This is a genomic window from Lacrimispora sp. 210928-DFI.3.58 (assembly GCF_020554865.1).
GTDB lineage: Bacteria > Bacillota > Clostridia > Lachnospirales > Lachnospiraceae > Enterocloster.
Map to the genome: position 1 here is coordinate 231,874 of NZ_JAJCIC010000003.1, position 22,410 is coordinate 254,283.

General features: G+C 51.6%; 20 protein-coding genes. 19 read left to right on the forward strand and 1 reads right to left on the reverse strand.

The annotated features are described in order from the left end of the window. Nucleotides 1-53 precede the first annotated feature (53 nt). The 14 genes from LIZ87_RS03605 (at nucleotide 54) to codB (ending at nucleotide 15,919) form a co-directional block, all read left to right on the forward strand. Complete coding sequence (locus tag LIZ87_RS03605) at nucleotides 54-1,088, forward strand: Gfo/Idh/MocA family protein (protein ID WP_227145316.1); 1,035 nt, start codon at nucleotides 54-56, stop codon at nucleotides 1,086-1,088. A 29-nt stretch (nucleotides 1,089-1,117) separates the two neighbouring features. Next, entirely contained in the window at nucleotides 1,118-2,287 is a 1,170-nt protein-coding gene (locus tag LIZ87_RS03610) for a hypothetical protein (RefSeq protein WP_227145318.1), read from the forward strand. Between the two features lie 167 nt (nucleotides 2,288-2,454). Continuing rightward, nucleotides 2,455-4,008, forward strand: a complete 1,554-nt coding sequence (miaB, locus tag LIZ87_RS03615) for a tRNA (N6-isopentenyl adenosine(37)-C2)-methylthiotransferase MiaB (protein ID WP_227145320.1) — start codon at nucleotides 2,455-2,457, stop codon at nucleotides 4,006-4,008. A 103-nt stretch (nucleotides 4,009-4,111) separates the two neighbouring features. Beyond that, on the forward strand, nucleotides 4,112-6,757 hold the full coding sequence (mutS, locus tag LIZ87_RS03620; protein ID WP_178314953.1) for a DNA mismatch repair protein MutS: 2,646 nt from the start codon (nucleotides 4,112-4,114) through the stop codon (nucleotides 6,755-6,757). Further along, nucleotides 6,754-7,692, forward strand: coding sequence for a tRNA (guanosine(37)-N1)-methyltransferase TrmD (gene trmD, locus LIZ87_RS03625; protein ID WP_178314947.1), 939 nt, complete (start codon nucleotides 6,754-6,756; stop codon nucleotides 7,690-7,692). Before mutS ends, trmD begins: the two co-directional genes overlap by 4 nt. 100 nt (nucleotides 7,693-7,792) lie before the next feature. Beyond that, the gene (locus LIZ87_RS03630) at nucleotides 7,793-9,067 is read left to right on the forward strand and encodes an HlyC/CorC family transporter (RefSeq protein ID WP_178314945.1); all 1,275 of its coding nucleotides are present in this window, start codon (nucleotides 7,793-7,795) and stop codon (nucleotides 9,065-9,067) included. Between the two features lie 172 nt (nucleotides 9,068-9,239). Next, the gene (rplS, locus tag LIZ87_RS03635; protein WP_178314943.1) at nucleotides 9,240-9,587 is read left to right on the forward strand and encodes a 50S ribosomal protein L19; all 348 of its coding nucleotides are present in this window, start codon (nucleotides 9,240-9,242) and stop codon (nucleotides 9,585-9,587) included. Between the two features lie 105 nt (nucleotides 9,588-9,692). Beyond that, nucleotides 9,693-10,244 carry a signal peptidase I gene (lepB, locus tag LIZ87_RS03640; protein WP_178314941.1) on the forward strand — a complete coding sequence of 184 codons (552 nt, stop codon included), beginning with the start codon at nucleotides 9,693-9,695 and terminating at the stop codon, nucleotides 10,242-10,244. A 90-nt stretch (nucleotides 10,245-10,334) separates the two neighbouring features. After that, nucleotides 10,335-11,219: a ribosome biogenesis GTPase YlqF gene (gene ylqF, locus LIZ87_RS03645; RefSeq protein WP_178314939.1), complete on the forward strand. Its 885-nt coding sequence runs from the start codon at nucleotides 10,335-10,337 to the stop codon at nucleotides 11,217-11,219. Between the two features lies 1 nt (nucleotide 11,220). Beyond that, entirely contained in the window at nucleotides 11,221-11,865 is a 645-nt protein-coding gene (locus LIZ87_RS03650) for a ribonuclease HII (RefSeq protein WP_178314938.1), read from the forward strand. 182 nt (nucleotides 11,866-12,047) lie between these two features. Continuing rightward, nucleotides 12,048-12,389, forward strand: coding sequence for a YraN family protein (locus LIZ87_RS03655; protein WP_227145322.1), 342 nt, complete (start codon nucleotides 12,048-12,050; stop codon nucleotides 12,387-12,389). A 13-nt stretch (nucleotides 12,390-12,402) separates the two neighbouring features. Further along, complete coding sequence (gene pgeF / locus LIZ87_RS03660) at nucleotides 12,403-13,254, forward strand: peptidoglycan editing factor PgeF (RefSeq protein WP_178314936.1); 852 nt, start codon at nucleotides 12,403-12,405, stop codon at nucleotides 13,252-13,254. Nucleotides 13,255-13,499: 245 nt separating this feature from the next. After that, nucleotides 13,500-14,588, forward strand: coding sequence for a hypothetical protein (locus LIZ87_RS03665; protein WP_227145324.1), 1,089 nt, complete (start codon nucleotides 13,500-13,502; stop codon nucleotides 14,586-14,588). An 83-nt stretch (nucleotides 14,589-14,671) separates the two neighbouring features. Further along, nucleotides 14,672-15,919, forward strand: a complete 1,248-nt coding sequence (gene codB / locus LIZ87_RS03670) for a cytosine permease (protein ID WP_178316067.1) — start codon at nucleotides 14,672-14,674, stop codon at nucleotides 15,917-15,919. A gap of 111 nt (nucleotides 15,920-16,030) precedes the next feature. Here codB and LIZ87_RS03675 read toward each other — a convergent pair whose 3' ends face one another. Further along, the gene (locus LIZ87_RS03675; RefSeq protein WP_178316066.1) at nucleotides 16,031-17,239 is read right to left on the reverse strand and encodes a ribose-phosphate pyrophosphokinase; all 1,209 of its coding nucleotides are present in this window, start codon (nucleotides 17,237-17,239) and stop codon (nucleotides 16,031-16,033) included. Nucleotides 17,240-17,615: 376 nt separating this feature from the next. On the opposite strand from LIZ87_RS03675, the gene LIZ87_RS03680 reads away from it, so the two are divergent. The 5 genes from LIZ87_RS03680 to LIZ87_RS03700 are packed head-to-tail and all read left to right on the forward strand — an operon-like array spanning nucleotide 17,616 to nucleotide 22,281. Then, nucleotides 17,616-19,034: a DUF512 domain-containing protein gene (locus LIZ87_RS03680; protein WP_227145326.1), complete on the forward strand. Its 1,419-nt coding sequence runs from the start codon at nucleotides 17,616-17,618 to the stop codon at nucleotides 19,032-19,034. Further along, a complete protein-coding gene (locus LIZ87_RS03685; RefSeq protein ID WP_178315060.1) occupies nucleotides 19,003-19,194 on the forward strand; it encodes a DUF6472 family protein in 192 nt (63 codons plus the stop codon). Before LIZ87_RS03680 ends, LIZ87_RS03685 begins: the two co-directional genes overlap by 32 nt. A gap of 24 nt (nucleotides 19,195-19,218) precedes the next feature. Further along, a complete protein-coding gene (gene der, locus LIZ87_RS03690; protein WP_178315058.1) occupies nucleotides 19,219-20,547 on the forward strand; it encodes a ribosome biogenesis GTPase Der in 1,329 nt (442 codons plus the stop codon). Nucleotides 20,548-20,587: 40 nt separating this feature from the next. Next, complete coding sequence (gene plsY / locus LIZ87_RS03695) at nucleotides 20,588-21,226, forward strand: glycerol-3-phosphate 1-O-acyltransferase PlsY (RefSeq protein WP_178315056.1); 639 nt, start codon at nucleotides 20,588-20,590, stop codon at nucleotides 21,224-21,226. Between the two features lie 41 nt (nucleotides 21,227-21,267). Next, a complete protein-coding gene (locus LIZ87_RS03700) occupies nucleotides 21,268-22,281 on the forward strand; it encodes an NAD(P)H-dependent glycerol-3-phosphate dehydrogenase (RefSeq protein WP_178315054.1) in 1,014 nt (337 codons plus the stop codon). The last annotated feature ends 129 nt before the right edge of the window (nucleotides 22,282-22,410 follow it).

Below are 22,410 nucleotides of genomic sequence, written 5' to 3' on the forward strand. Positions count from 1 at the left end.
CCGCTTAGTTACACGCGTAACTTAGCGGCAGGCAGGGGAAAAGGAGGAAGATTATGAAGCATAAGGTATTGCTGTTAGGCATGGGTTTCTGGGGCAGACGCTGGCTGGAGCTGATCTTAAAGACAGACCGCTGTGAACTGACCGGAGCAGCGGGCAGCCCAAAGGAGATGGAGGAAATCTGTCAGAGCTACGGCATTGATCCAGCCATTACCTTTACTGATTTTAAGGAGGCCATTGCCAAAACAGAGGCAGAGATCGCTGTGATCGTGCTTCCGGGTGTGCTGCATTTTGAGGCAGACAGGCTGGCATTGGAAAAGGGTATGAACCTCATTACGGAAAAGCCTCTGGCCATGGATATGGAGGAAGCCAAGGGGCTGCTGAAGCTGAAGGCCATGTACCCCTCACAGAAATTCATGACCTCACAGAATTACCGCTGGAGGCCTTATAACCAGGCAATCAAGAATGCCATTGACCAGGGAATGATTGGCAAGGTAGAGTCTGTGCTGCTGGAATTCCGCCAGCAGGAGGATCTGCAGGGCTACAGAGCCGGGCTTAAGATGCCCCTTCTGCAGGATGTTTCCATCCATCATTACGATCTGATCCGCTTCTTTACGAATGCTGACTGCGAGAGCGTTTACTGCCGTGTCTGGAGACCATCCTGGTCCTTATTTGAAGGAAAGCCAAACACGGAAGCCATCCTCCAGATGGACAATGGCGTCACTGTTACATACAATGGAAGCTGGGCCGCCAGAGGAAAGGAGACCTCCTGGGACGGAAACTTTACCATTACGGGAGACAAGGGCTGCCTGACGCTGGATGCAGATGGAAAGGTATATTTCTATGAGCATAAGAAGGCGGAAGCGGTAGTGCTTGACACCGGCAGACAGCAGGGAGTGGAGGTTCCCCAGCCTGAGATGAAGTACACGGAGATGGAGTATGGCTTCCACATGTTCATGGACAGCCTGGAACAGGATTGTGCCCCGGAAACCACACTGGAGGATAATATAAAGAGCTTTGCCATGGTAATGGCCAGCCTGGAATCTGCAAATTCCGGAAAAGCAGTTGACTGTAAAAAAGTGCTCTTGTAAAATGCAAATGGAAAGGAAGAGATCTCATAATGTCAGAAGAAAAATATACATTTAGAATGCGTTTTTCCACCTGGTTTGGCCTGGCTGCCCTTGTGTTTGGAGCCTTCTGCGGAGGCGCTATGGCTTCCGGCGCTTATGCCACCAGCTACTTTGCCAGATATGGCGGCGGCCATCTGCTTGCCTTTGTCCTGATCTTTATTGCGATCATGGCTCTCTGCTGCATACTGGGACTGAACGTGATCAGAGCCTACAAGGTAACGGATTATAATGGCTTCTATCTTACCCTTTACGGCCTGCAAAATCCTGGCGCCAACCCAGTGTTAAAGCAGATCGTTGGATTGTTCTTTGACTGCTTTACCATTCTATCCGGCATTACGGCCTGCTCCGGTGCCATGGCTCTTTTTGGTTCCCTGGCAAACTCGATGACGGGAGTACCTGTACAGGCAGGCTCCATTATCGCCGCCTTTATGTTTGCCGTTTTAAGCGTATATGGCGGGGCTTTTTTAAGAAAATTCAACTCCGTTATGACGCTGGCCCTGACCGGAAGCCTCCTGGCTATCCTGATCGCTGTCTGCGCACTGCGCGGCGATGTGCTTTTAAATTTGCTGGGCAATTTCCAGGTTGGCGTTGACTGGAGCGGTGCTTCCCTTGCCACAGGCTATACCATGTTGATATCCTACTGCTTTAATGTGTGCTCCTGGGGAGCTACCTTAAGCAGCTATTCAGAAAAGATACGCGACCAGAAGGACGCCATCGGTTCCGGCATCCTGATCGCTGTCTTTGTAGGAGCCCTGTTCTTTGTCACCTCCTGCATCGTGCTTCCATTCCTCCCGGAGGAGTTGAATTCTACGCCGATCTTAAACATTTGCCAGAATTACCTGGGAAGCACTTTGACGGTCATCTACTGGGTAGTTATTTTTATCGCTGTGATCACCACCGGCCCCACCTTTGCCTTCAGCATTGCAGCGCGTTTTATCAAGCTTTGGAAGAGTGATGCTGTGGGACAGAAGCTGAAGGTCTTTATCATCGCCATGGGCTTTATGATCATATGCTTCTTTGTATCCCTTATGGGCCTGATGAAGATCGTACAGATCATGCTCACCTCAACAGGAGCCATTGCGGCCTTCTCCATCTTTGTCCCACTGGTCATCTCCATCTTCCGCATCCGGAAGCTGAACCGTGAGGAGAAGAATCAGTAATATCCATCTATAAAATGAAAAATGCCAACGGAAATGCAGTTTTGCAGATCCGGCTGGCATTTTTTGTTTGTGTTGACTTTACTAGCAATTTAAAGTAAAATTCAACTTGTTGAAAAAAGAGATTGATACCCTGTAAATGAAACTATACAGAGTTAGGAGCAAGATAGATGGAAGAATCCGGAGTATTTTATACAAAAACGGCAGGAACGTCCGCCCCTCCGGCCACTGAGCCGGAGCGTCAGCAGTATTTTATGAAAAGGGCGAAAATGCAGCTGGCAGAGATATCTGCAGAGCTGGGCAGGCCCCTTACCTGCTGCATTAATACCTTTGGCTGCCAGATGAACGCCAGGGACTCGGAAAAGCTCTTGGGTATCCTGGAGACCATTGGCTACGAGGCAGTGGAGACCGAGGATGCAGATTTCGTTCTCTACAATACCTGCACTGTCCGGGAAAATGCGAACCTGCGGGTGTATGGACGCCTGGGACAGCTGGGAGCCAGGAAGAAGAAGCATCCTGAGATGATGATCGCCCTGTGCGGCTGTATGATGCAGGAAAAGGAAGTGGTGGAGAAGATCAAGAAGAGCTACCGCTATGTGGACCTGATCTTTGGAACACACAACATTTTCAAGCTGGCTGAACTTGTGAGCATCTGCCTGGAGGGCAGAGCCGGAGAGCTGGCCCAGGAGCCGGACAGAAAGAGCACGGCCGGAGAAGGATCCGGACCAGAAAGAGATGCGGCGGCAGGCAAAAGACCCGGAAAAAAGCGGAGAATGGTGATCGATGTCTGGGAGGACACCACCCAGATCGTGGAGGATCTTCCCGTAGAGCGCAAATATCCCTTTAAGTCCGGCGTCAACATCATGTTCGGCTGCAACAACTTCTGCAGCTACTGCATCGTACCCTATGTAAGGGGACGGGAGCGCAGCCGTAGGCCGGAGGAGATCATAAAGGAGATAAAAAACCTGGTGGCAGACGGTGTGGTGGAGGTCATGCTTCTGGGACAGAATGTGAACTCCTACGGAAAGAACCTGGAAAGCCCTATGACCTTTGCTGAGCTTTTACAGGAGGTGGAGAAGATCGATGGCTTAAAGCGCATCCGCTTCATGACCTCCCACCCGAAGGATTTGTCCGATGAGCTGATCCAGGTGATGGCCCGTTCAGAAAAGATCTGCCGCCACCTGCACCTGCCCCTGCAGTCAGGAAGCAGCCGCATATTAAAGGTCATGAACCGCCGCTACACAAAGGAGCAGTACCTGGCATTGGCTGAGAAGATCAAGGCCGCAGTTCCCGGTATTTCTCTGACAACAGATATCATCGTTGGCTTTCCGGGGGAAACAGAGGCTGATTTTGAGGAGACACTGGACGTGGTGAGACGGGTGCGCTTTGACAGTGCATTTACCTTCATCTATTCCAAACGCACAGGTACACCCGCGGCTTCCATGGAGGATCAGGTCCCGGAGGACGTGGTGAAGGAGCGGTTTGACAGGCTGCTAAAAGAGGTGCAGGATATGTCGGCGGAAGTATGCGGCAGAGACCTCCACACAGTCCAGGAGGTGCTTGTGGAGGAGGTAAATGATCACTCACCGGAGCTTATGACAGGCCGTATGTCAAACAACACTATTGTACATTTCCCAGGCGATCCGTCTATGATCGGAAGGCTGGTCAATGTTTACCTGGAGGAGAGCAAGGGCTTTTACTATATGGGACGGACCGCAGATTAAAAGACCTGCGCCGGCACATACACATAGTAACTATTCAGCTGAATAGTTACTGTACATACGAGAGAAGAGAGGCAGACCATTGGATTTATCACAGTTATCCCCTATGATGCAGCACTATATGGAAACAAAACAGGAATACCCGGATTGTATCCTGTTTTACCGCCTGGGGGATTTTTATGAAATGTTTTTTGACGATGCCCTGACGGTATCAAAGGAGCTGGAGATCACCCTGACGGGAAAGGACTGCGGATTAAAGGAGAGGGCGCCCATGTGCGGCGTCCCCTTCCATGCAGTGGATTCCTATCTCTACCGTCTGGTGCAGAAGGGCTACAAGGTGGCCATTGCGGAGCAGATGGAGGACCCGAAGCTTGCAAAGGGCCTTGTTAAGAGGGAGGTCATCCGTGTGGTGACTCCCGGAACCATCACCAGCGCCCAGGCACTTGACGAGACAAAGAACAATTACCTTATGGGTATCGTGTATCTGGACGGAAAGTACGGCGTATCCACCGCAGATATCAGCACAGGAGATTTCCTGGTGACGGAGGTGGAGAGTGACCGGGAGCTGTTTGATGAGATCAACAAGTTTTCACCCTCAGAGATCATCTGCAACAACGCCTTCTATATGTCGGGAGTGGATCTGGATGAGCTGAAAAACCGCTACCATGTGGCAGTGTCCGATCTGGACAGCCATTTCTTTGGGGATGAGTCCTGCAGGAAGGTTCTGCGGGAGCATTTTAAGGTGGGCGCTCTAAGCGGTCTGGGGCTGGATGACTATGCAGTGGGAGTGATCGCGGCCGGGGCCGTCATGCAGTACATGTATGAGACACAAAAGAGCACGCTGGAGCATATCACCTCCATCACCCCCTATTCCACCGGGCAGTTTATGATCATCGATACCTCTACCAGGCGGAATCTGGAGCTGGTGGAGACCATGAGGGAGAAGCAGAAGCGCGGCACTCTGCTGTGGGTGCTGGACAAGACAAAGACGGCCATGGGAGCCAGGCTCTTAAGAAACTACATTGAGCAGCCCCTGATCCACAAGGAGCAGATCATAAAGCGCCAGAATGCGGTCCAGGAGCTGAATATGAATTTCATTTCCAGGGAGGAGATCTGCGAGTATTTAAACCCCATCTACGACTTGGAGCGCCTGATCGGGCGCATCAGCTACAAGACGGCCAATCCCAGAGACTTAGTTGCCTTTAAGACCTCCCTGGAAATGCTGCCATATATCAAGCATATCCTGGAGGAGTTTAACAGTGAGCTGCTTAAGGAACTGGCAGAGGAGCTGGATCCCCTGCAGGACCTGTACCAGCTTATTGACAGGGCTATCGGAGATGACCCGCCCATTACCGTCCGTGAGGGAGGCATCATAAAGGACGGTTACAATGAAGAAGCCGACCGCCTGCGCCATGCAAAGACCGAGGGAAAGGACTGGCTGGCAGAGCTGGAGACCAGGGAAAAGGAAAAAACCGGGATCAAGAACTTAAAGATCAAGTTCAACAAGGTTTTCGGCTACTATTTTGAGGTCACCAATTCTTTTAAGGATATGGTTCCGTCCTACTTTGTGAGGAAACAGACGCTCACCAATGCAGAGCGCTTTACCACAGATGAGTTAAAGCAGCTGGAGGACATCATCATGGGGGCGGAGGATAAGCTGGTGTCCCTGGAATATGACCTGTTCTGCCAGGTAAGGGATGACATCGCCGCCCAGGTGATCCGCATCCAGAAGACGGCAAAGGCCATTGCCGGAGTGGATGTGTTCTGCTCCCTGTCCACAGTGGCAACCAGGCGCAACTATGTCAAGCCAGTCATCAATGAAAAGGGCGTGATCCAGATCAAAAACGGCCGCCATCCGGTGGTGGAGCAGATGATGCGGGACGACCTTTTTGTGGCAAATGATACCTTTTTGGACAATGGCAAGAACCGTCTGTCCATTATCACAGGGCCGAATATGGCGGGAAAATCCACCTACATGCGTCAGGTGGCCCTGATCGTCCTGATGGCCCAGCTGGGAAGCTTTGTGCCGGCTCAGGAGGCGGATATCGGTATCTGCGACAGAATCTTTACCCGCGTGGGGGCTTCTGACGACCTTGCCAGCGGCCAGAGTACCTTTATGGTGGAGATGACGGAGGTTGCCAATATCCTGCGCAATGCCACGAAGAACAGCCTTCTGGTATTGGATGAGATCGGAAGGGGGACCAGCACCTTTGACGGCCTTTCCATTGCCTGGGCAGTGATCGAGCATATCAGCAACACAAAGCTTTTGGGAGCAAAGACGCTCTTTGCCACCCATTACCACGAGCTCACAGAGCTGGAGGGCACCATTGCAGGGGTGAAGAACTACTGCATTGCCGTGAAGGAGCAGGGGGACGACATTGTATTCTTAAGAAAGATCGTAAGGGGCGGAGCGGACAAGAGCTACGGCATTCAGGTGGCAAAGCTGGCCGGGGTGCCGGATTCCGTCATTGCCAGGGCAAAGGAGATCGCATCGGAGCTCACGGAAAATGATATCACGGCCAAGACAAAGGAGATCGCAAAGATCAGCGCCAATATTACCCAGCACAAGGCAGTTCCAAAGCCGGATGAGGTGGATATGCAGCAGCTCTCCTTCTTTGACACGGTAAAAGACGATGACATTATCCGGGAGCTGGACGGACTGGAGCTTTCCACCATGACGCCCATCGATGCCCTGAATACATTATACCGCCTCCAGACAAAGCTTAAAAACCGTTGGAAGGAGAATCTATGAGGTTTCACATACTGACATTATTTCCTGATATGGTGATGGGAGGTCTGGGGACAAGCATCACAGGCAGGGCCATGGATAAGGGAACCATTTCCGTGGAGGCCATTGATATCAGGGATTATTCCAAGGATAAGCACAGGCATGTGGACGATACGCCCTATGGTGGCGGAGCCGGTATGGTGATGCAGCCGGGGCCTGTGTGCGATGCTTATGAGGATCTGTGTGCCAAGCTGGGAAAACGCCCCAGGGTCCTTTACATGACGCCCCAGGGCCGTGTGTTTGACCAGTCTATCGCAGAGGAGCTGGCAAAGGAGGAGGACCTGGTATTCCTCTGCGGCCACTACGAGGGGATCGATGAGCGCGCCCTGGAGCTGATCGCCACGGATCACCTGTCTGTAGGGGACTACGTGCTGACAGGAGGCGAGCTTCCGGCCATGGTGATGATCGACTGCATTTCCCGCCTTGTGCCGGGGGTGCTGGGCTGTCAGGCATCGGCGGAGGAGGAATCCTTCCACGACAATCTGCTGGAGTATCCGCAGTACACCCGCCCGGAGGTCTATCAGGGACTGTCTGTGCCTGAAGTGCTGCTTACAGGTCATCACAAGAATATTGAGGCCTGGAGAAGGGAGCAGTCCATCCGGCGGACCCTGGAGCGTCGTCCGGACCTGTTAAAGGATGCCAAACTGACCATAAAGGAGCAGAAGCTTTTGGACAGCCTGCGGGATGGAGAAGAGGGCTTAAAGGAGCTTGAGTCGGTCATTGACAGGTATGTGGAGGCCGTGGACAGGCCGGAGGCTGCCGGAAGGACAAAGCGCCGGGCCATGGCTCTTACAAAGAAGCTTCTGGCTGCAAAGGAGTGCACCCTGGAGGATATCAAGGGCTTTTACAGGGTCTGCGCCCTGCGGATAAAAATGCTGCGGGATAGAAAAATGCATTGACAGAAGCCGGGGAATGCTGTAAAATCTCATGAAAAATCATATGTTATAGGTAACTGTTCAGAATAGTTACTATTATAGAAAGAAACAGGAGTTGATAACGTTGGATCCAGCTGGTGACACGATCGCCATACGTATTGTGATCATTCTTATTTTACTGGGGCTTTCCGCCTTCTTTTCTTCTTCGGAAACAGCCCTGACTACCGTCAATAAAATCCGTATCCGCACTCTGGCAGAGTCCGGTGACAAGGCAGCCATATGGGTGATGAAGCTGTCTGAGAACCAGAGCAAGATGCTCAGCGCCATTCTCATTGGCAACAATGTGGTGAACCTTTCCGCCTCCTCCATGCTGACCATGCTGGTGACAGAGGTCTTCGGCAGTGCTGCTGCGGGAGCTGCAACAGGTGTCCTCACCCTCCTCATCCTGATCTTCGGCGAGATTACGCCAAAGACCATTGCGACCCTTGAGGCGGAGAAGAATGCCCTGCGGTTCGGCCATGTGATCTATCTGCTGATGACCGTGCTTACGCCGGTGATCTTTTTGGTAAACCGCATGTCCCTCTGTGTCCTTAGGGCTCTCAAGGTGGATCCCAATAAGCCGAGGGATGACATGACAGAGGACGAGCTGCGCACCATTGTTGAGGTGGGCCACGAAAAGGGCGTGATCGAGTCAGAAGAAAAGGAAATGATCAATAACGTATTTGATCTGGGCGATTCCGTAGCCAGGGATATCATGGTACCCAGGATCGATATGACCTTTATCAATATTGATGCAGGGTATGAGGAGCTGCTGGAGATATTCCGGCAGGAGCGCTACACCCGTCTTCCTGTCTACCAGGACAATACGGACAATGTGGTGGGCATCATCAATATGAAGGACCTGCTTTTGATCGGGGACAGGGAGCATTTTTCCATAGCAGATCATCTGCGCCAGCCTCTCTACACCTTTGAGTCAAAAAAGCTTTCAGAGCTTATGCTGGATATGCGCAAGACCTCCAACAACATTGTCATTGTGCTGGATGAATACGGAGCGACAGCCGGCCTGATCACCCTGGAGGACATTCTGGAGGAGATCGTGGGCGATATCCGGGATGAATATGATGAGGATGAGGAGGACGAGCTTGTGGATCTGGGGAATGGAGAGTACCTGGTGGAGGGATCCATGAAGCTGGATGACCTGAATGACAAGCTGGGCCTGGAGCTGTCCTCTGATGACTATGATTCCATCGGCGGCTTTTTGATCGAGCGCCTGGACCATCTTCCTGCGCAGGGGGAGGAGACAGAGGCAGAGGGTATCCGCCTGGTGGCAGAGCAGGTGGAGCGCAACCGCATAGACAAGGTGCATCTTTATCTTCCGTACAAATTGCCGCATGGCTGAATAGTTACGAAAAAGAGGAGATTTCATAATAAAATGCTTGCATTCCGGCATAATATATGGTAGAATGCAAACGTTGTGACAAGAATAGATGGTCCTCTGTTACCAGAATGCAGTGAATTTGTTTTACCGCAGAGCGTATTAAGAACATCCAATAGATGAAGGAGGTTCACACATGAACGAGATTATTAAGAACATTGAAGCAGCTCAGATGAAGGAGACTGTTCCCAGCTTTAAGGTTGGCGATACCGTAAAGGTATACAACAAGATCAGAGAGGGAAACCGCGAGAGAATCCAGATTTTTGAAGGAACTGTCATCAAGAGACAGAACGGCGGCGCAAGAGAGACCTTCACCGTAAGAAAGAATTCCAACGGTATCGGCGTAGAGAAGACATGGCCATTACATTCCCCAAGCGTTGACAACATCGAGGTTGTACGCAGAGGTAAGGTAAGACGTGCAAAGCTGAACTACTTAAGAGCAAGAGTTGGTAAGGCTGCCAAGGTAAAAGAATTAGTTAAATAATCAGTAATGAGCGCAAAAAAGGGACAATGAAAATTGTCCCTTTCTTATCACATGGGGAAGACCGTGAGCTTCCCTGTGTGATAAAAACAAGATGGGATGTGAACAGTGGAGTTTTATATCAACGAGGACACCGCCTGGCTGCGCCGAAGCATCCGCTGGGTGGTGAATATTGTGGTGGTCCTGGCATGCGCGTGGTTTTTGGTATACGGCTTCTGCGGGCAGGTGCAGGTATCGGGCAATTCCATGCAGCCCCTTCTGGATGCCGGGGACGTGGTGCTTGTGAACCGCCTGATCTACGATGTGGGAAAGCCGGAGCGCTTTGACATCGTGGTTTTTGAACGTGAGGATAATAAGAAGAACGTAAAACGCGTGATCGGCCTTCCTGGAGAGACGATCCAGATCAAAGGCGGATTCGTTTTTATAGATGGGGAATGCCTGAATGCGGAGAATGGCCTGGAACAGGTGTCTCTGGCAGGAAGGGCAGAGAACCCGGTGCAGCTGGCGGAGGATGAGTACTTCCTGTTGGGAGACAACAGGGACAGCAGTGAGGACAGCCGCTTTTCCAATATCGGCAATGTGAAGGAGGAGCAGATCCAGGGTAAGGTGTGGTTTCGGATCCTTCCCCTCTTAAATATTGATTTTATCCCTTCCCCGTAAAATGCATGTACTCCCAAGGTCTCCTTATGCCGCAAAAGCAGATGCGTGGAAGAGTTTGGAAGTTCATATGCTAGAATAGGAGTTACATCAATGAATATACAGTGGTATCCCGGCCATATGACAAAAGCAAAGCGGGCCATGAAGGAGGACATGAAGCTGATCGATCTTGTGATCGAGCTGGTGGACGCCAGAGTCCCCTTTTCCAGCCGCAACCCGGACATCGATGAGCTGGCAGCAGGAAAAGCCAGGATGGTGCTTTTGAACAAATCGGATCTGGCAGATGAGGCCAAGAACAACAGATGGGCGGAGGCTTTTGAGTCCAGAAACATTCATGTAGTGAAAATTGATGCGAGAAACAAGGGAACCCTAAAGCAGGTGCAGTCTGTGGTGCAGGAGGCCTGTAAGGAAAAGATCGAGCGTGACAGAAGGCGAGGCATTCTAAACCGCCCGATCCGCACCATGGTGGTGGGCATTCCCAATGTGGGAAAGTCAACCTTTATCAATTCCTTTGCTGGAAAGGCCTGTGCAAAGACGGGGAATAAGCCCGGCGTGACAAAGGGAAACCAGTGGATCCGTTTAAATAAGACCCTGGAGCTTTTGGATACACCCGGTATCCTGTGGCCCCGGTTTGAGGATCAGCAGGTGGGTGTGAACCTGGCCCTGATCGGTTCTATCAACGACCAGATCTTAAACAAGGATGAGCTGGCCTGCGAGCTGATCTGCTTTCTGGAAAGGGCATATCCCCAGGTGCTCACAGAGCGCTTTGGCCTGGAGGAGGAGAGAGAGGCTGCCACAAGTATCAGGGAGGCAGCTGCTGTATTAGAGCAGATCGCAAAAAGCAGGGCCTGCCTTATGAAGGGCGGAGAGCTGGATATTGCCAGGGCAGCAGCCCTTCTGCTGGATGATTTCAGGGCCGGAAAGCTGGGAAGGATCACATTGGAGGAAGCAAAAGACTACGAGGATAAGGTGAAATAAGATGCCCAGGACGTTAAAAGGGGAGAAGCTGGAAAAGGAGCTCTTAAGGCTGGAAGCCATGAAGGAATTTGAAAAGGAGAATGCTTCCTATGCTGCGATCTGCGGCATTGACGAGGCCGGAAGAGGCCCTCTTGCAGGCCCTGTGGCTGCGGGAGCTGTCATTCTGCCAAAGGATTGTACGATCCTCTATCTCAATGACTCCAAAAAGCTTTCGGAAAAACGCCGGGAGGAGCTGTTCTTAGAGATCAAGGAAAAGGCCGTTGCATGGAGCGTAGGCATTGTAAGCCCTGGAAGGATCGACGAGATCAATATTTTACAGGCTACCTATGAGGCCATGCGGACAGCGATTGACGGCCTTAAGGTAAAGCCGGATCTTCTGCTCAATGATGCGGTGACGATCCCTATGGTGGATATCCCCCAGATCCCCATCATCAAGGGAGATGCAAAAAGCATCTCCATTGCAGCAGCCAGCATTTTGGCAAAGGTGACAAGGGATCACATGATGGCAGAGTATGAGGAAATGTTTCCGGGCTACGGCTTTGCAAAGCACAAGGGCTACGGTACGGCAGCCCATATCCAGGCGATAAAGGAGCTGGGGCCCTGTCCCATCCATCGCAGGACCTTTATCAAGAATTTCACCTCCTAGTATAGCGTTCGACAAATAACTGGACCAATCACGCCGAATGCTTTTTCGAGTGTGCTGTTCAAAAAACGCAGGCGTAGCGGGCTACGCTGAGGCTTTTTGAACAGTGCAATCGGGAAAGCAGGCTGGTGATTTGGTGTAGCTATTTGCAAAACGCTATACCAGGAAGAGGCGCAGGGAACGATATGAATAAAAGACAGCTGGGCAGCCGCTATGAGCAGTTAGCGGCTGCCCATTTCGAAAAAAGGGGCTGCATTGTCCTGGAGAAAAATTACAGATGCCGCCAGGGGGAGATCGACCTGATCTGCCGGGATAAACAGTACTTGGTCTTTGCGGAGGTAAAATACCGCCGCAGCGAGGCCTACGGCTCCCCGGCGGAGGCGGTGGACTGCCGTAAGCAGAAGCGAATACGGGAGGCGGCCAGATACTATATGTACAGCCATAGGATGGGGGAGGATACTCCCTGCCGGTTTGATGTGGTCAGTATACTGGGAGACCGGATAGAGGTGATCGAAAATGCATTTTAGGGAGGAGGCTTCCATGATCGATTGGAATTATAAGAATGAAAACCAGATATTTTCTATCTGCGAGAGGGAGGGCGTGCCCTACCTTTCCTTCAAAGCCCTGGAAGCGACCGGGCTTGTAAAAAACGGCTTTTCCACCCGCCTGGGAGGAGCCAGCAAGGGGAAATTTGCTACCATGAATTTTTCCTACAGCCGCGGAGACGAGCCGCAGGACGTCCTGGAGAATTTTACCAGGATGGCCCGTGCCCTGGAGGTCGACCGTGACAGGATGGTGGTCTCCTACCAGACACATACTGTAAATGTGCGCAGGGTCACGAAAGAGGATGAAGGAAAGGGCGTGATCCGGGAGCGTGACTACAGGGACGTGGACGGCCTGATCACCAATGTGCCCGGCATTACCCTGGTCACTTTTTACGCGGACTGCGTGCCTCTTTATCTGGTGGACACTGTCCACAGAGCCATTGGGCTCAGCCATTCCGGCTGGCGGGGAACCGTAAACCGCATGGGACAGATTACGCTGGATGCGATGGGAGAGGCCTTCGGGACAGATCCCAAGGACGTGGTTGCCTGCATCGGCCCCAGCATCTGCAGGGACTGCTTTGAGGTGGGAGCTGAGGTAGCGGAAGCGTTCGGAAGTGCCTTTGCTCCCAAATGGCATTCCCTGCTGTTTTCGCCAAACGGCAAGCCGGGGAAATATCAGCTGGATCTATGGAAGGCAAATGAGATCATCTTCCTGGAAGCCGGAGTAAGGCCTGAGAATATACATACGACCAATATCTGCACCATGTGCAACAGCGGCTATCTGTTTTCCCACCGGAGAGTGGGGGAGGAGAGAGGCAATCTGGGGGCCTTTTTGTGTTTGAAATAAAATGTTATTAAATCTTGACAACAGACCTTCTTCATTCTATTATTTTTATAGTTATGAGTATTTAGAGCCTGTTTCGAGTGTTACGGTTGTTTTTGATAGTTGGAAGGGATAAAGCAGTCGGTCTCCCAATGGCGGGAGACTGGCTGTTTTCGTGCAGGGATGATGAAAAAGACCGCTGACTGGTTAATGCCGCGCTGCATAAAGAGCGTTCGGTCAGCTGCAAAGGGGAAAGAGAGGACGAACAAATGAAAAGCTGGAATGAAGTAGAGCTGGTGCCGGAGTTTTCGGAGCAGGGAGTGGACTGCTACCGTCTGGAGGAAGGCGGCTTTGAGAATGAATACTATGTCGTGTCAGAGGCAGAGACAAGGAAGCTTCTCAACACACCGGAAATCGTGGGCTATGAGGTCTACCGCTGTCTGATCCCGGCTACGGCCCAGATGATGTACTATTTCAAAGAAAAGAAAAAGGTGACTGCAGCCAATATCCTCTCCATTCTGCGGGGGGCCCTCAACTATCCTTTGGAGGAGAGCTGCTACAGGGAGCATATCCGCGTCCATGACATCAGCTTTCTCTCCAGTGAGAGAGTCTTTGACCATGACGAGATCGCAGGCCTTGAGATCAAGTACAGCAAGCTTACCATGGTTCCCGGCAGCACCCTTTTGATCGGAGATATCATTGCATCCGGCGAGACCCTGGTGCACTGCCTGCGCCATGTGACCAGCTTTTACCGCAAAAACGGGGCAGAGCTGCGCAATATCATCATTTTTACCATCGGCGGAACAGAGGGGATCCGCCTGCTGGAGCGGCTGACAAAGGAGATCCGGGAGTTCTGGCCGAACTTTGAGGGCTTTATCACAGTCTATTACGAGGGCATTTTCAGCACCTACCAGGACAAGGGGGTGTCCGGCATAAACCTGCCGGATGTGGATTTCTACTGGAAGGGCGGCATTATTGCTCCGGAGTTCCGGCGTGAGACCTTGTCCATGCGTGATCCGCTCTTTGAAAAATGCATTATCTACGACGGAGGAGCGCGGCGCTATGAGATCCACGAGCACATCAAGGAGGTTCTGGAATTCTGGGAGGGACTGCTCTCACGGGCAGACCAGATCGACAAGAAGGAGCTCTTAGATGAGAAGCTGGGCTATGCCACTCCCATCAGCTATGAGGACTGGATCTGCGTAAACCACTATGGAAGGCTGGAGCCTGTGGTGACAGAGTGGCTTTACAAGCAGGAAAAGGGCTATATCGAGAGTGTGAAGGATGTGACCCTAAAAGAGATCGCAGAGCGCAGGATCCTGGAGTTTAAGACTGCGCTGCGTAAATACATTCTGTAACAATATAACGATATCTTGAGTTTCCGGCAGCCGCGGTGCAACGTGCGGAAATTCAGGATCAAGATGACAAAGGGGATAAGAGTATGAGTGAGAAGAACACGCAGCAAAAGACAGATGTGGATTATGCGGAATGCGCCGTGCCTGTGAAGGGCAGGAAGGGCTACATTACCATGTTTATGATCATGCTGGGCTTTACCTTTTTTTCAGCCAGCATGTGGGTGGGCCAGGAGCTGGCCGGGGGCCTGGACTTTTCCGGCTTTATGGGCGCGATTGTCCTGGGAGGCATTATCCTGGGGCTTTACACCGGACTGCTGGGTTATGTGGGAGCAAAGACGGGCTTAAGCCTTGACCTGCTGGCCCAGAGGGCTTTTGGCATCAAGGGCTCTTACCTGCCATCTGCCATGATCAGCTTTACACAGATCGGCTGGTTTGGCGTAGGCCTTGCCATGTTTGCCATCCCGGTGGCCAATGAGCTTCTGGGCGGAAGCACCACAGCCCAGTGGGCCCTTGTGATCCTGGCAGGCGTCTGTATGACAGGCTCTGCCTATTTCGGTATCCAGTCCCTTACGATCGTGAGCTATATTGCCGTGCCTCTGGTGGCAGTGCTGGGAAGCGTGGCTATGGTCATGGCGATCCGTCAGGGGGATGGGACTATCGTGGATCAGTTTGCAGTCTCCAGCGGGACCTTAAGCGTAGTCGGAGGAGCAGGTCTGGTGATCGGGTCCTTTGTGTCAGGCGGAACAGCCACCCCAAACTTTACGCGGTTTGCAAAGAATGGGCTGGTAGGCGGCATCACCACGGTGGTGGCCTTCTTTATCGGCAATTCCCTGATGTTCTTTTTCGGCGCAGTGGCATATATCTTTGTGGGAGGAAATGACATCTTTGAGGTCATGATCCGGCTGAACCTGTTTTACCTGGCAGTGCTGGTCTTAGGACTTAATATCTGGACTACCAATGACAATGCCCTCTACTCTGCGGGCCTGGGCCTGTCCAATATCTTCCACCAGAGGAAGAAGCCCATGGTCCTGTTGTCAGGCATCATCGGTACTGTGGCTTCCGTGTGGCTGTACTATCATTTCTGTAACTGGCTGAACGTGCTGAACTGTACGTTACCTCCGGTAGGGATCATCCTGGTGCTGGGATATTTTATGCATCCGGAGGAATACGAGCGCGGAGCTGTGAACAGGAAGAGAGTGGACTGGTTTGCCATTGCAGGCGTGATACTGGGGGCCGTGGTGGCCAATGTGGTAAACTGGGGGATCGCTTCCATCAACGGAATGGTTGTGGCGGCTGTGTGCTATGTGATCGGACAGAGGATGGGAAGAAAGTAGTGCGATCCTGCCGGTCGGGCTTTTTGTTACATAGGAGGCTCCGGAGGAGTTTCCTATGTAAAAGTAAAAAGGCGTCTGGGTGATTTAGCCCAGGCGCCTTTTGAAGCAAAACTATACTAATGTCTGAAAATACTCATATCCGCCGCTCTGATGCTTTTTCACCAGCCGCTGGATCTTTTCTGTCGGACTTAAGGATGCGCTGATGGAGCGGTCATGATTCAGGGCATTGATGATGGCAGCCATGTATTTGGTCATATCCGCCTCAATGTACCAATCCCTCGCAAGGAGCTCCTTCGGACGGTAGTTTAAATCGGTGGTGATCACATAATCCAGATATCCCCTGTTATGGAACTCATCGAATTTCTCCAGTCCATTGGTGAAGAGTCCGAAGGTACAGCATACAATGGCTTTTGCAGCTTTTCTCTCCTTCAGCTCCTTACAGGTATCCAGCATGCTCTCGCCGGAGGAGATCATGTCGTCAATGATCAGTACGGTCTTTCCCTCTACGGAAGAACCCAAGAACTCATGAGCCACAATGGGATTGCGTCCATTGACGACCTTTGAGTAGTCGCGGCGCTTATAGAACATACCCATATCAACGCCCAGATTGTTAGCAAGATAGACCGCCCTGTTCATGGCACCCTCGTCAGGGCTTATGACCATCAGGCTTTCCTTGTCGATCCTAAGACCGGGCTCTCTGGAGAACAGGGCCTTGATGAACTGATAGGTGGGCATGAAATTGTCAAAGCCGAAATGAGGAATGGCATTCTGAACTCTGGGGTCATGAGCGTCAAAGGTGATGATATTGTGTACGCCCATAGCTGCCAGCTCCTCTAAGGCCATAGCGCAGTCCAATGACTCCCTTTTGCTGCGTTTATGCTGGCGGCTCTCATACAGGAATGGCATGATGACGTTTACGCGGTGGGCAGTGGAAATGCAGGCGCCGATGACACGCTTTAAATCCTGGAAATGATCGTCCGGAGACATGTGGTTGGTATATCCGCTGACAGTATAGGGAATGCTGTAATTCATCACATCTACCATGGCATAGACGTCTGTTCCACGTACCGATTCATGAATGACAGCTTTCGCCTCTCCGGTCCCGAATCTGGGGCAGCTGCATTTTAAAAGATAGGAATCAACGTCATACCCGCGGTAATGCAGATCCTCCTTGCGGCGCTTCAGCTCCTCCAGGTCATTGCGGCGGAACTGTACGATGTGGTCGTTTACCTTTGCTGCAAAGTCCTTGCAGCTCTCCAGGGCAGCGATCTTAAGCGGCGCTACAGGAAGAGAATCATTAAATACAAAATCGTTAGCCATGATAGCCTTTGCTCCTTTGTCGAAATATCATTAATTGGAAAATATCACATATGATTTATACCATTTCCGGGAAACAGGGTCAAGTGATTCTACGTATTTCTACCAAAAAAACAAAAAAATTCCTGAAACTGAACTGCCGCCTGGCTTCCGCAGTTTGTGCCGCGGCTGCCGGAAGGTAACCGCGGCACAAACTGCCCATTTACAAAAATAAGTAAAATTGTTATGATATAATTCAATAGACAAGAAAAGAATAAAAAATAGTTGAGCGCCAGAGCGCGAAACTATTTGCTGCGCAGACGAAGGGGAGCGGAGTTTGCGATTCCCATAAGTTTTTATGAAGCGAGGGACGAGCGTAATAAAAAAAAGAGGTTTTGACATGAAAAAAAAGCTGGAAGGCCATAAGATCGCCAAAGTAGATCCGGGCTCCATTGGCGAGGAGCTGGAGCTGGAGGCGGGCGATTATGTTCTGTCTATTAACGGCAATGAGATAGAAGATATTTTTGACTACGAATACTACATCAACAGCGCTTCCATTACCATGCTGGTGCGAAAGGCCGACGGCGAGGAGTGGGAGCTTGATATTGAAAATGACTATGAGGACCTGGGCCTGACCTTTGAAAATGGTTTGATGAGCGAGTACCGCTCCTGCTGCAATAAGTGCATCTTCTGCTTTATTGACCAGATGCCGCCTGGGATGCGGGAGACCCTTTATTTTAAGGACGATGATTCCCGCCTTTCCTTTCTCCAGGGCAATTATATTACCCTGACGAACATGAAGGAAAAGGACATTGACCGCATTATCCGCTTCAAGCTGTCACCCATCAACATTTCCGTGCAGACCACCAACCCGGAGCTGCGGTGCAAGATGCTGAACAACCGCTTTGCAGGCAGGGCGTTAAAGATGATCGACCGGCTCTATGAGGCCGGAACCCAGATGAACGGCCAGGTGGTACTGTGCAAGGGGGTCAATGACGGGGAGGAGCTTATGAGGACCATAAGCGACCTTACCAAATACCTTCCGTATATGGAAAGCGTGTCCGTGGTTCCGGTGGGCCTTTCCAAATACAGGGACGGCCTCTATCCCCTGGAGCCCTTCACAAAGGAGGATGCAGGCGAGGTCATTGATATGATCGAAGACTGGCAGAAAAAGATCTATGCAGAGCACGGCACCCATTTTATCCATGCCAGCGATGAGTTCTACACCCTGGCAGAGCGTCCGCTGCCTGAGGAGGAGCGCTACGACGGCTATATCCAGCTGGAAAACGGCGTGGGGATGCTCCGGCTTCTGGCCACAGAGGTGGAGGAGGAGCTTTTGAGCCTTTCAGGAGATGAGGAGGAAGGGCTGGTATCCATTGCCACGGGCCGCCTTCCTTATACCTATATATGCAAATATGCGGGCTGGATCAGGGAGAAATTTCCCGGCCGCACCATACAGATCTACCCCATCTTTAATGACTTTTTCGGAGAAATGATCACGGTATCCGGCCTGCTGACAGGAGCCGACATCATCTGTCAGCTAAAGGACAAGCCCCTGGGAGAATACCTCCTTCTTCCCATCAATATGTTCCGCAGCGGGGAAGAGGTTTTCCTGGACGATGTGACAAAAGAAGAGGTAGAAAAAGCTTTACAAGTCAAAATTCGTATAGTAAAATCAAGCGGGCATGATTTCGTCCAGGCGATCCTCCACCCTGAGCTTGAGGTGGTGGAGGAAGAGGAGCCATCCATGCCCGGAGCCGATTACGGATATGAGGGATATGAATTAGATGAAATCTGGCAGGAAGATGACGAGCTGTGAGAGCTGCGGCAACTATGTATATGATGAAGAGAATGAATATTATATCTGTGAGGTCGATCTGGATGAGGATGACTATATACGCTTCTTAAAGGGAACCGTAAGGGCATGCCCCTATTACCAGTCAAACGATGAGTACAGGATCGTCCGGAAGCAGATATAAGAGCAGTGAGGGAGTGAGGGAAACATGAGCAAACCAATCGTTGCGATCGTGGGCAGGCCCAATGTGGGGAAATCCACGTTGTTTAATGTGATTGCAGGAGAAACGATCTCCATTGTAAAGGATACGCCGGGAGTCACCAGAGACAGGATATACGCTGACTGCAGCTGGCTGGATATGAATTTTACCATGATCGATACAGGCGGTATTGAGCCTGACAGCAATGACATCATCCTGTCCCAAATGAGGGAGCAGGCGGAGATCGCCATCGCTACGGCGGACGTGATCATTTTCATTGTAGATGTGCGCCAGGGCATGGTGGACGCCGACTCCAAGGTGGCTGACATGCTGCGCAAATCCAGAAAGCCTGTTGTGCTGGCAGTGAACAAGGTGGACAGCATGGCAAAATTTGGAAACGATGTCTACGAATTTTATAACCTGGGTATCGGGGATCCTATCCCTGTATCAGCGGCTTCCAGGCTGGGTATCGGAGATCTGCTGGATGAGGTCATCAAGCATTTCGATGTCTCCCAGATGGAAGAGGAGGAGGACGAGCGTCCAAGGATCGCCGTGGTGGGAAAGCCCAACGTAGGAAAATCTTCCATTATAAATAAGCTTCTGGGAGAGAACCGGGTCATTGTATCAGATATCGCGGGAACCACCAGAGACGCGGTGGACACGGAGATCGTTCACAACGGCGTGCCCTATGTGTTTATCGACACAGCGGGACTGCGCAGAAAAAATAAGATAAAAGAGGACCTGGAACGCTACAGCATTATCCGCACCGTGACAGCGGTGGAGCGCGCCGACATTGTGATCGTTGTCATCGATGCAAAGGAAGGCGTGACAGAGCAGGATGCCAAGATCGCCGGTATTGCCCACGAGAGGGGCAAGGGCATTATCGTGGCTGTGAACAAATGGGATACCATTGAGAAGGATGACAAGACCATCTACAAATACACCAATAAGCTCAAGGAGACCCTGGCCTTTATGAACTATGCAGAGTACATTTTCGTCTCTGCGGCCACAGGACAGCGCCTTCCAAAGCTGTTTGAGATGATCGACGCTGTGCGTCAGAACCAGAACCTGCGTGTGGCCACAGGCGTTCTCAATGAGATCATGACAGAGGCAGTGGCTATGCAGCAGCCGCCTTCTGACAAGGGAAAACGCTTAAAGCTCTACTATATGACCCAGGTTGCGGTAAAGCCGCCTACCTTTGTGATCTTTGTAAATGACAAGGAGCTGATGCATTTTTCCTATACAAGGTATTTGGAGAACCAGATCAGGAGTGCCTTTGGTTTCCGCGGTACCTCCCTCAAGTTCATTATCCGGGAGCGCAAGGCAAAGGAACAGTGACAGCAGGAAAGGCTGTATTGACTGAAAGGGGGATTTGAGAATGGAACGAATCTTATGTTTGGCAGCAGGTTATGTGTGCGGCTTGATACAGACAGGTTATCTGTATGGAAAGGCTCATGGGATCGACATCCGCCAGCACGGAAGCGGCAATTCCGGCAGTACCAATGCCCTCCGCGTGATGGGCATCAAGGCAGGCCTGACGGTTTTTATCGGAGATCTGATGAAGACCGTGATACCATGTCTCATAGTCAGGCTTTTATTTGGAAGCAGACAGCCGGATCACATGTATGTATACATGCTGTATGCAGGCTTTGGCGTGATACTGGGGCACAATTTCCCATTCTATCTGCAATTTAAGGGAGGAAAGGGCATTGCGGCCACGGCAGGGATCATCCTGTCCATTGACTGGAGACTGACCATCCTGTGTCTGGCTGTGTTCATCGGCATTGTGGCAGTCACCAGGTATGTATCCTTAGGCTCTCTGGTGGTCTCCACCATTCTGCTTATCTGGAATATCCTGATGGGAAGGACGGGAGCCTACGGCCTTTCAGCCGCTGCCTACACAGAATATTGCGCCGTTACCTTTGTGATCGCTGCAATGGCCTTCTGGAGGCACAGGGCGAATATCGTAAGGCTGGCACAGGGCAAAGAGAATAAAATAGGGGCAAAAAAACAATAAGGGCCTCTTAGCGACAATACAGGTACGGACGGTGAAAGAAAATGGCATCAGTTGGAATAATCGGTTCAGGAACCTGGGGCACAGCCCTGGGCATCCTGCTTTACGGAAACGGACATCAGGTAGAGATCTGGTCAGCCTTTGACAGCGAGGCCGAGGCCCTTCGGAGCACCCGCCTCCACCCCAATCTGGGCGAGGTGAAGATACCAAAGGAGATCGGCATTACCACGGATCTTAAGAGTGCAATGGAGGAAAAGGACCTGCTGGTCCTGGCAGTGCCCTCTGTTTTTGCGCGTGAGACCGCCAGGAAAATGAAGCCCTGGCTCAAAAAGGGGCAGCTTATCACAAATGTGGCAAAGGGGATCGAGGAGGACACCCTCATGACCCTGTCCCAGCAGATCGAGGAGGAACTCCCGGAGGCAGAGGTCACAGTGCTCTCCGGCCCCAGCCATGCGGAGGAGGTCAGCAGAGGCCTTCCAACCACCTGCGTGGCGGGCGCCCACAAAAAGGAAACAGCAGAATATGTCCAGTCCCTGTTCATGAGCCAGGTATTCCGCGTGTATACAAGCCCCGATATGCAGGGGATTGAGGTAGGCGGAGCTCTGAAGAACGTGATCGCCCTGGCGGCAGGTATTGCCGACGGCCTGGGCTTTGGAGACAACACAAAGGCGGCCCTTATCACCAGGGGTATTGCGGAGATCACCCGTCTTGGCATGGCCATGGGCGGGAAGATGGAGACCTTTGCAGGCCTTACGGGCATTGGGGATCTGATCGTGACCTGCGCCAGCATGCACAGCCGCAACCGCCGTGCCGGAATCCTCATCGGACAGGGCTTATCCATGGAAGAGGCCATGAAAGAGGTCAAAATGGTGGTAGAAGGCGTCTACTCCGCAAAAGCAGCTTTGGCTCTCTCTAAAAAATACAATGTTTCCATGCCCATCGTCGAGCAGGTAAATGCAGTCCTGTTTGACAGCGTATCCGCAAGGGAGGCTGTGACAGAATTGATGCTCAGGGACCGGAGGGCGGAGAACTCCGGGCTTGTGTGGGAGCAGGAATAATAGGAATTTGAGTAGAGATGATAGGAGAAATGCGCTTCGGCGCATTTCTCAGACTGTAGACAAAGTTGGTGCTAGTTGATTACGCCCAGCACCACTTTTCTTTTTCCTGTATCATTCGGAGTAAATTGA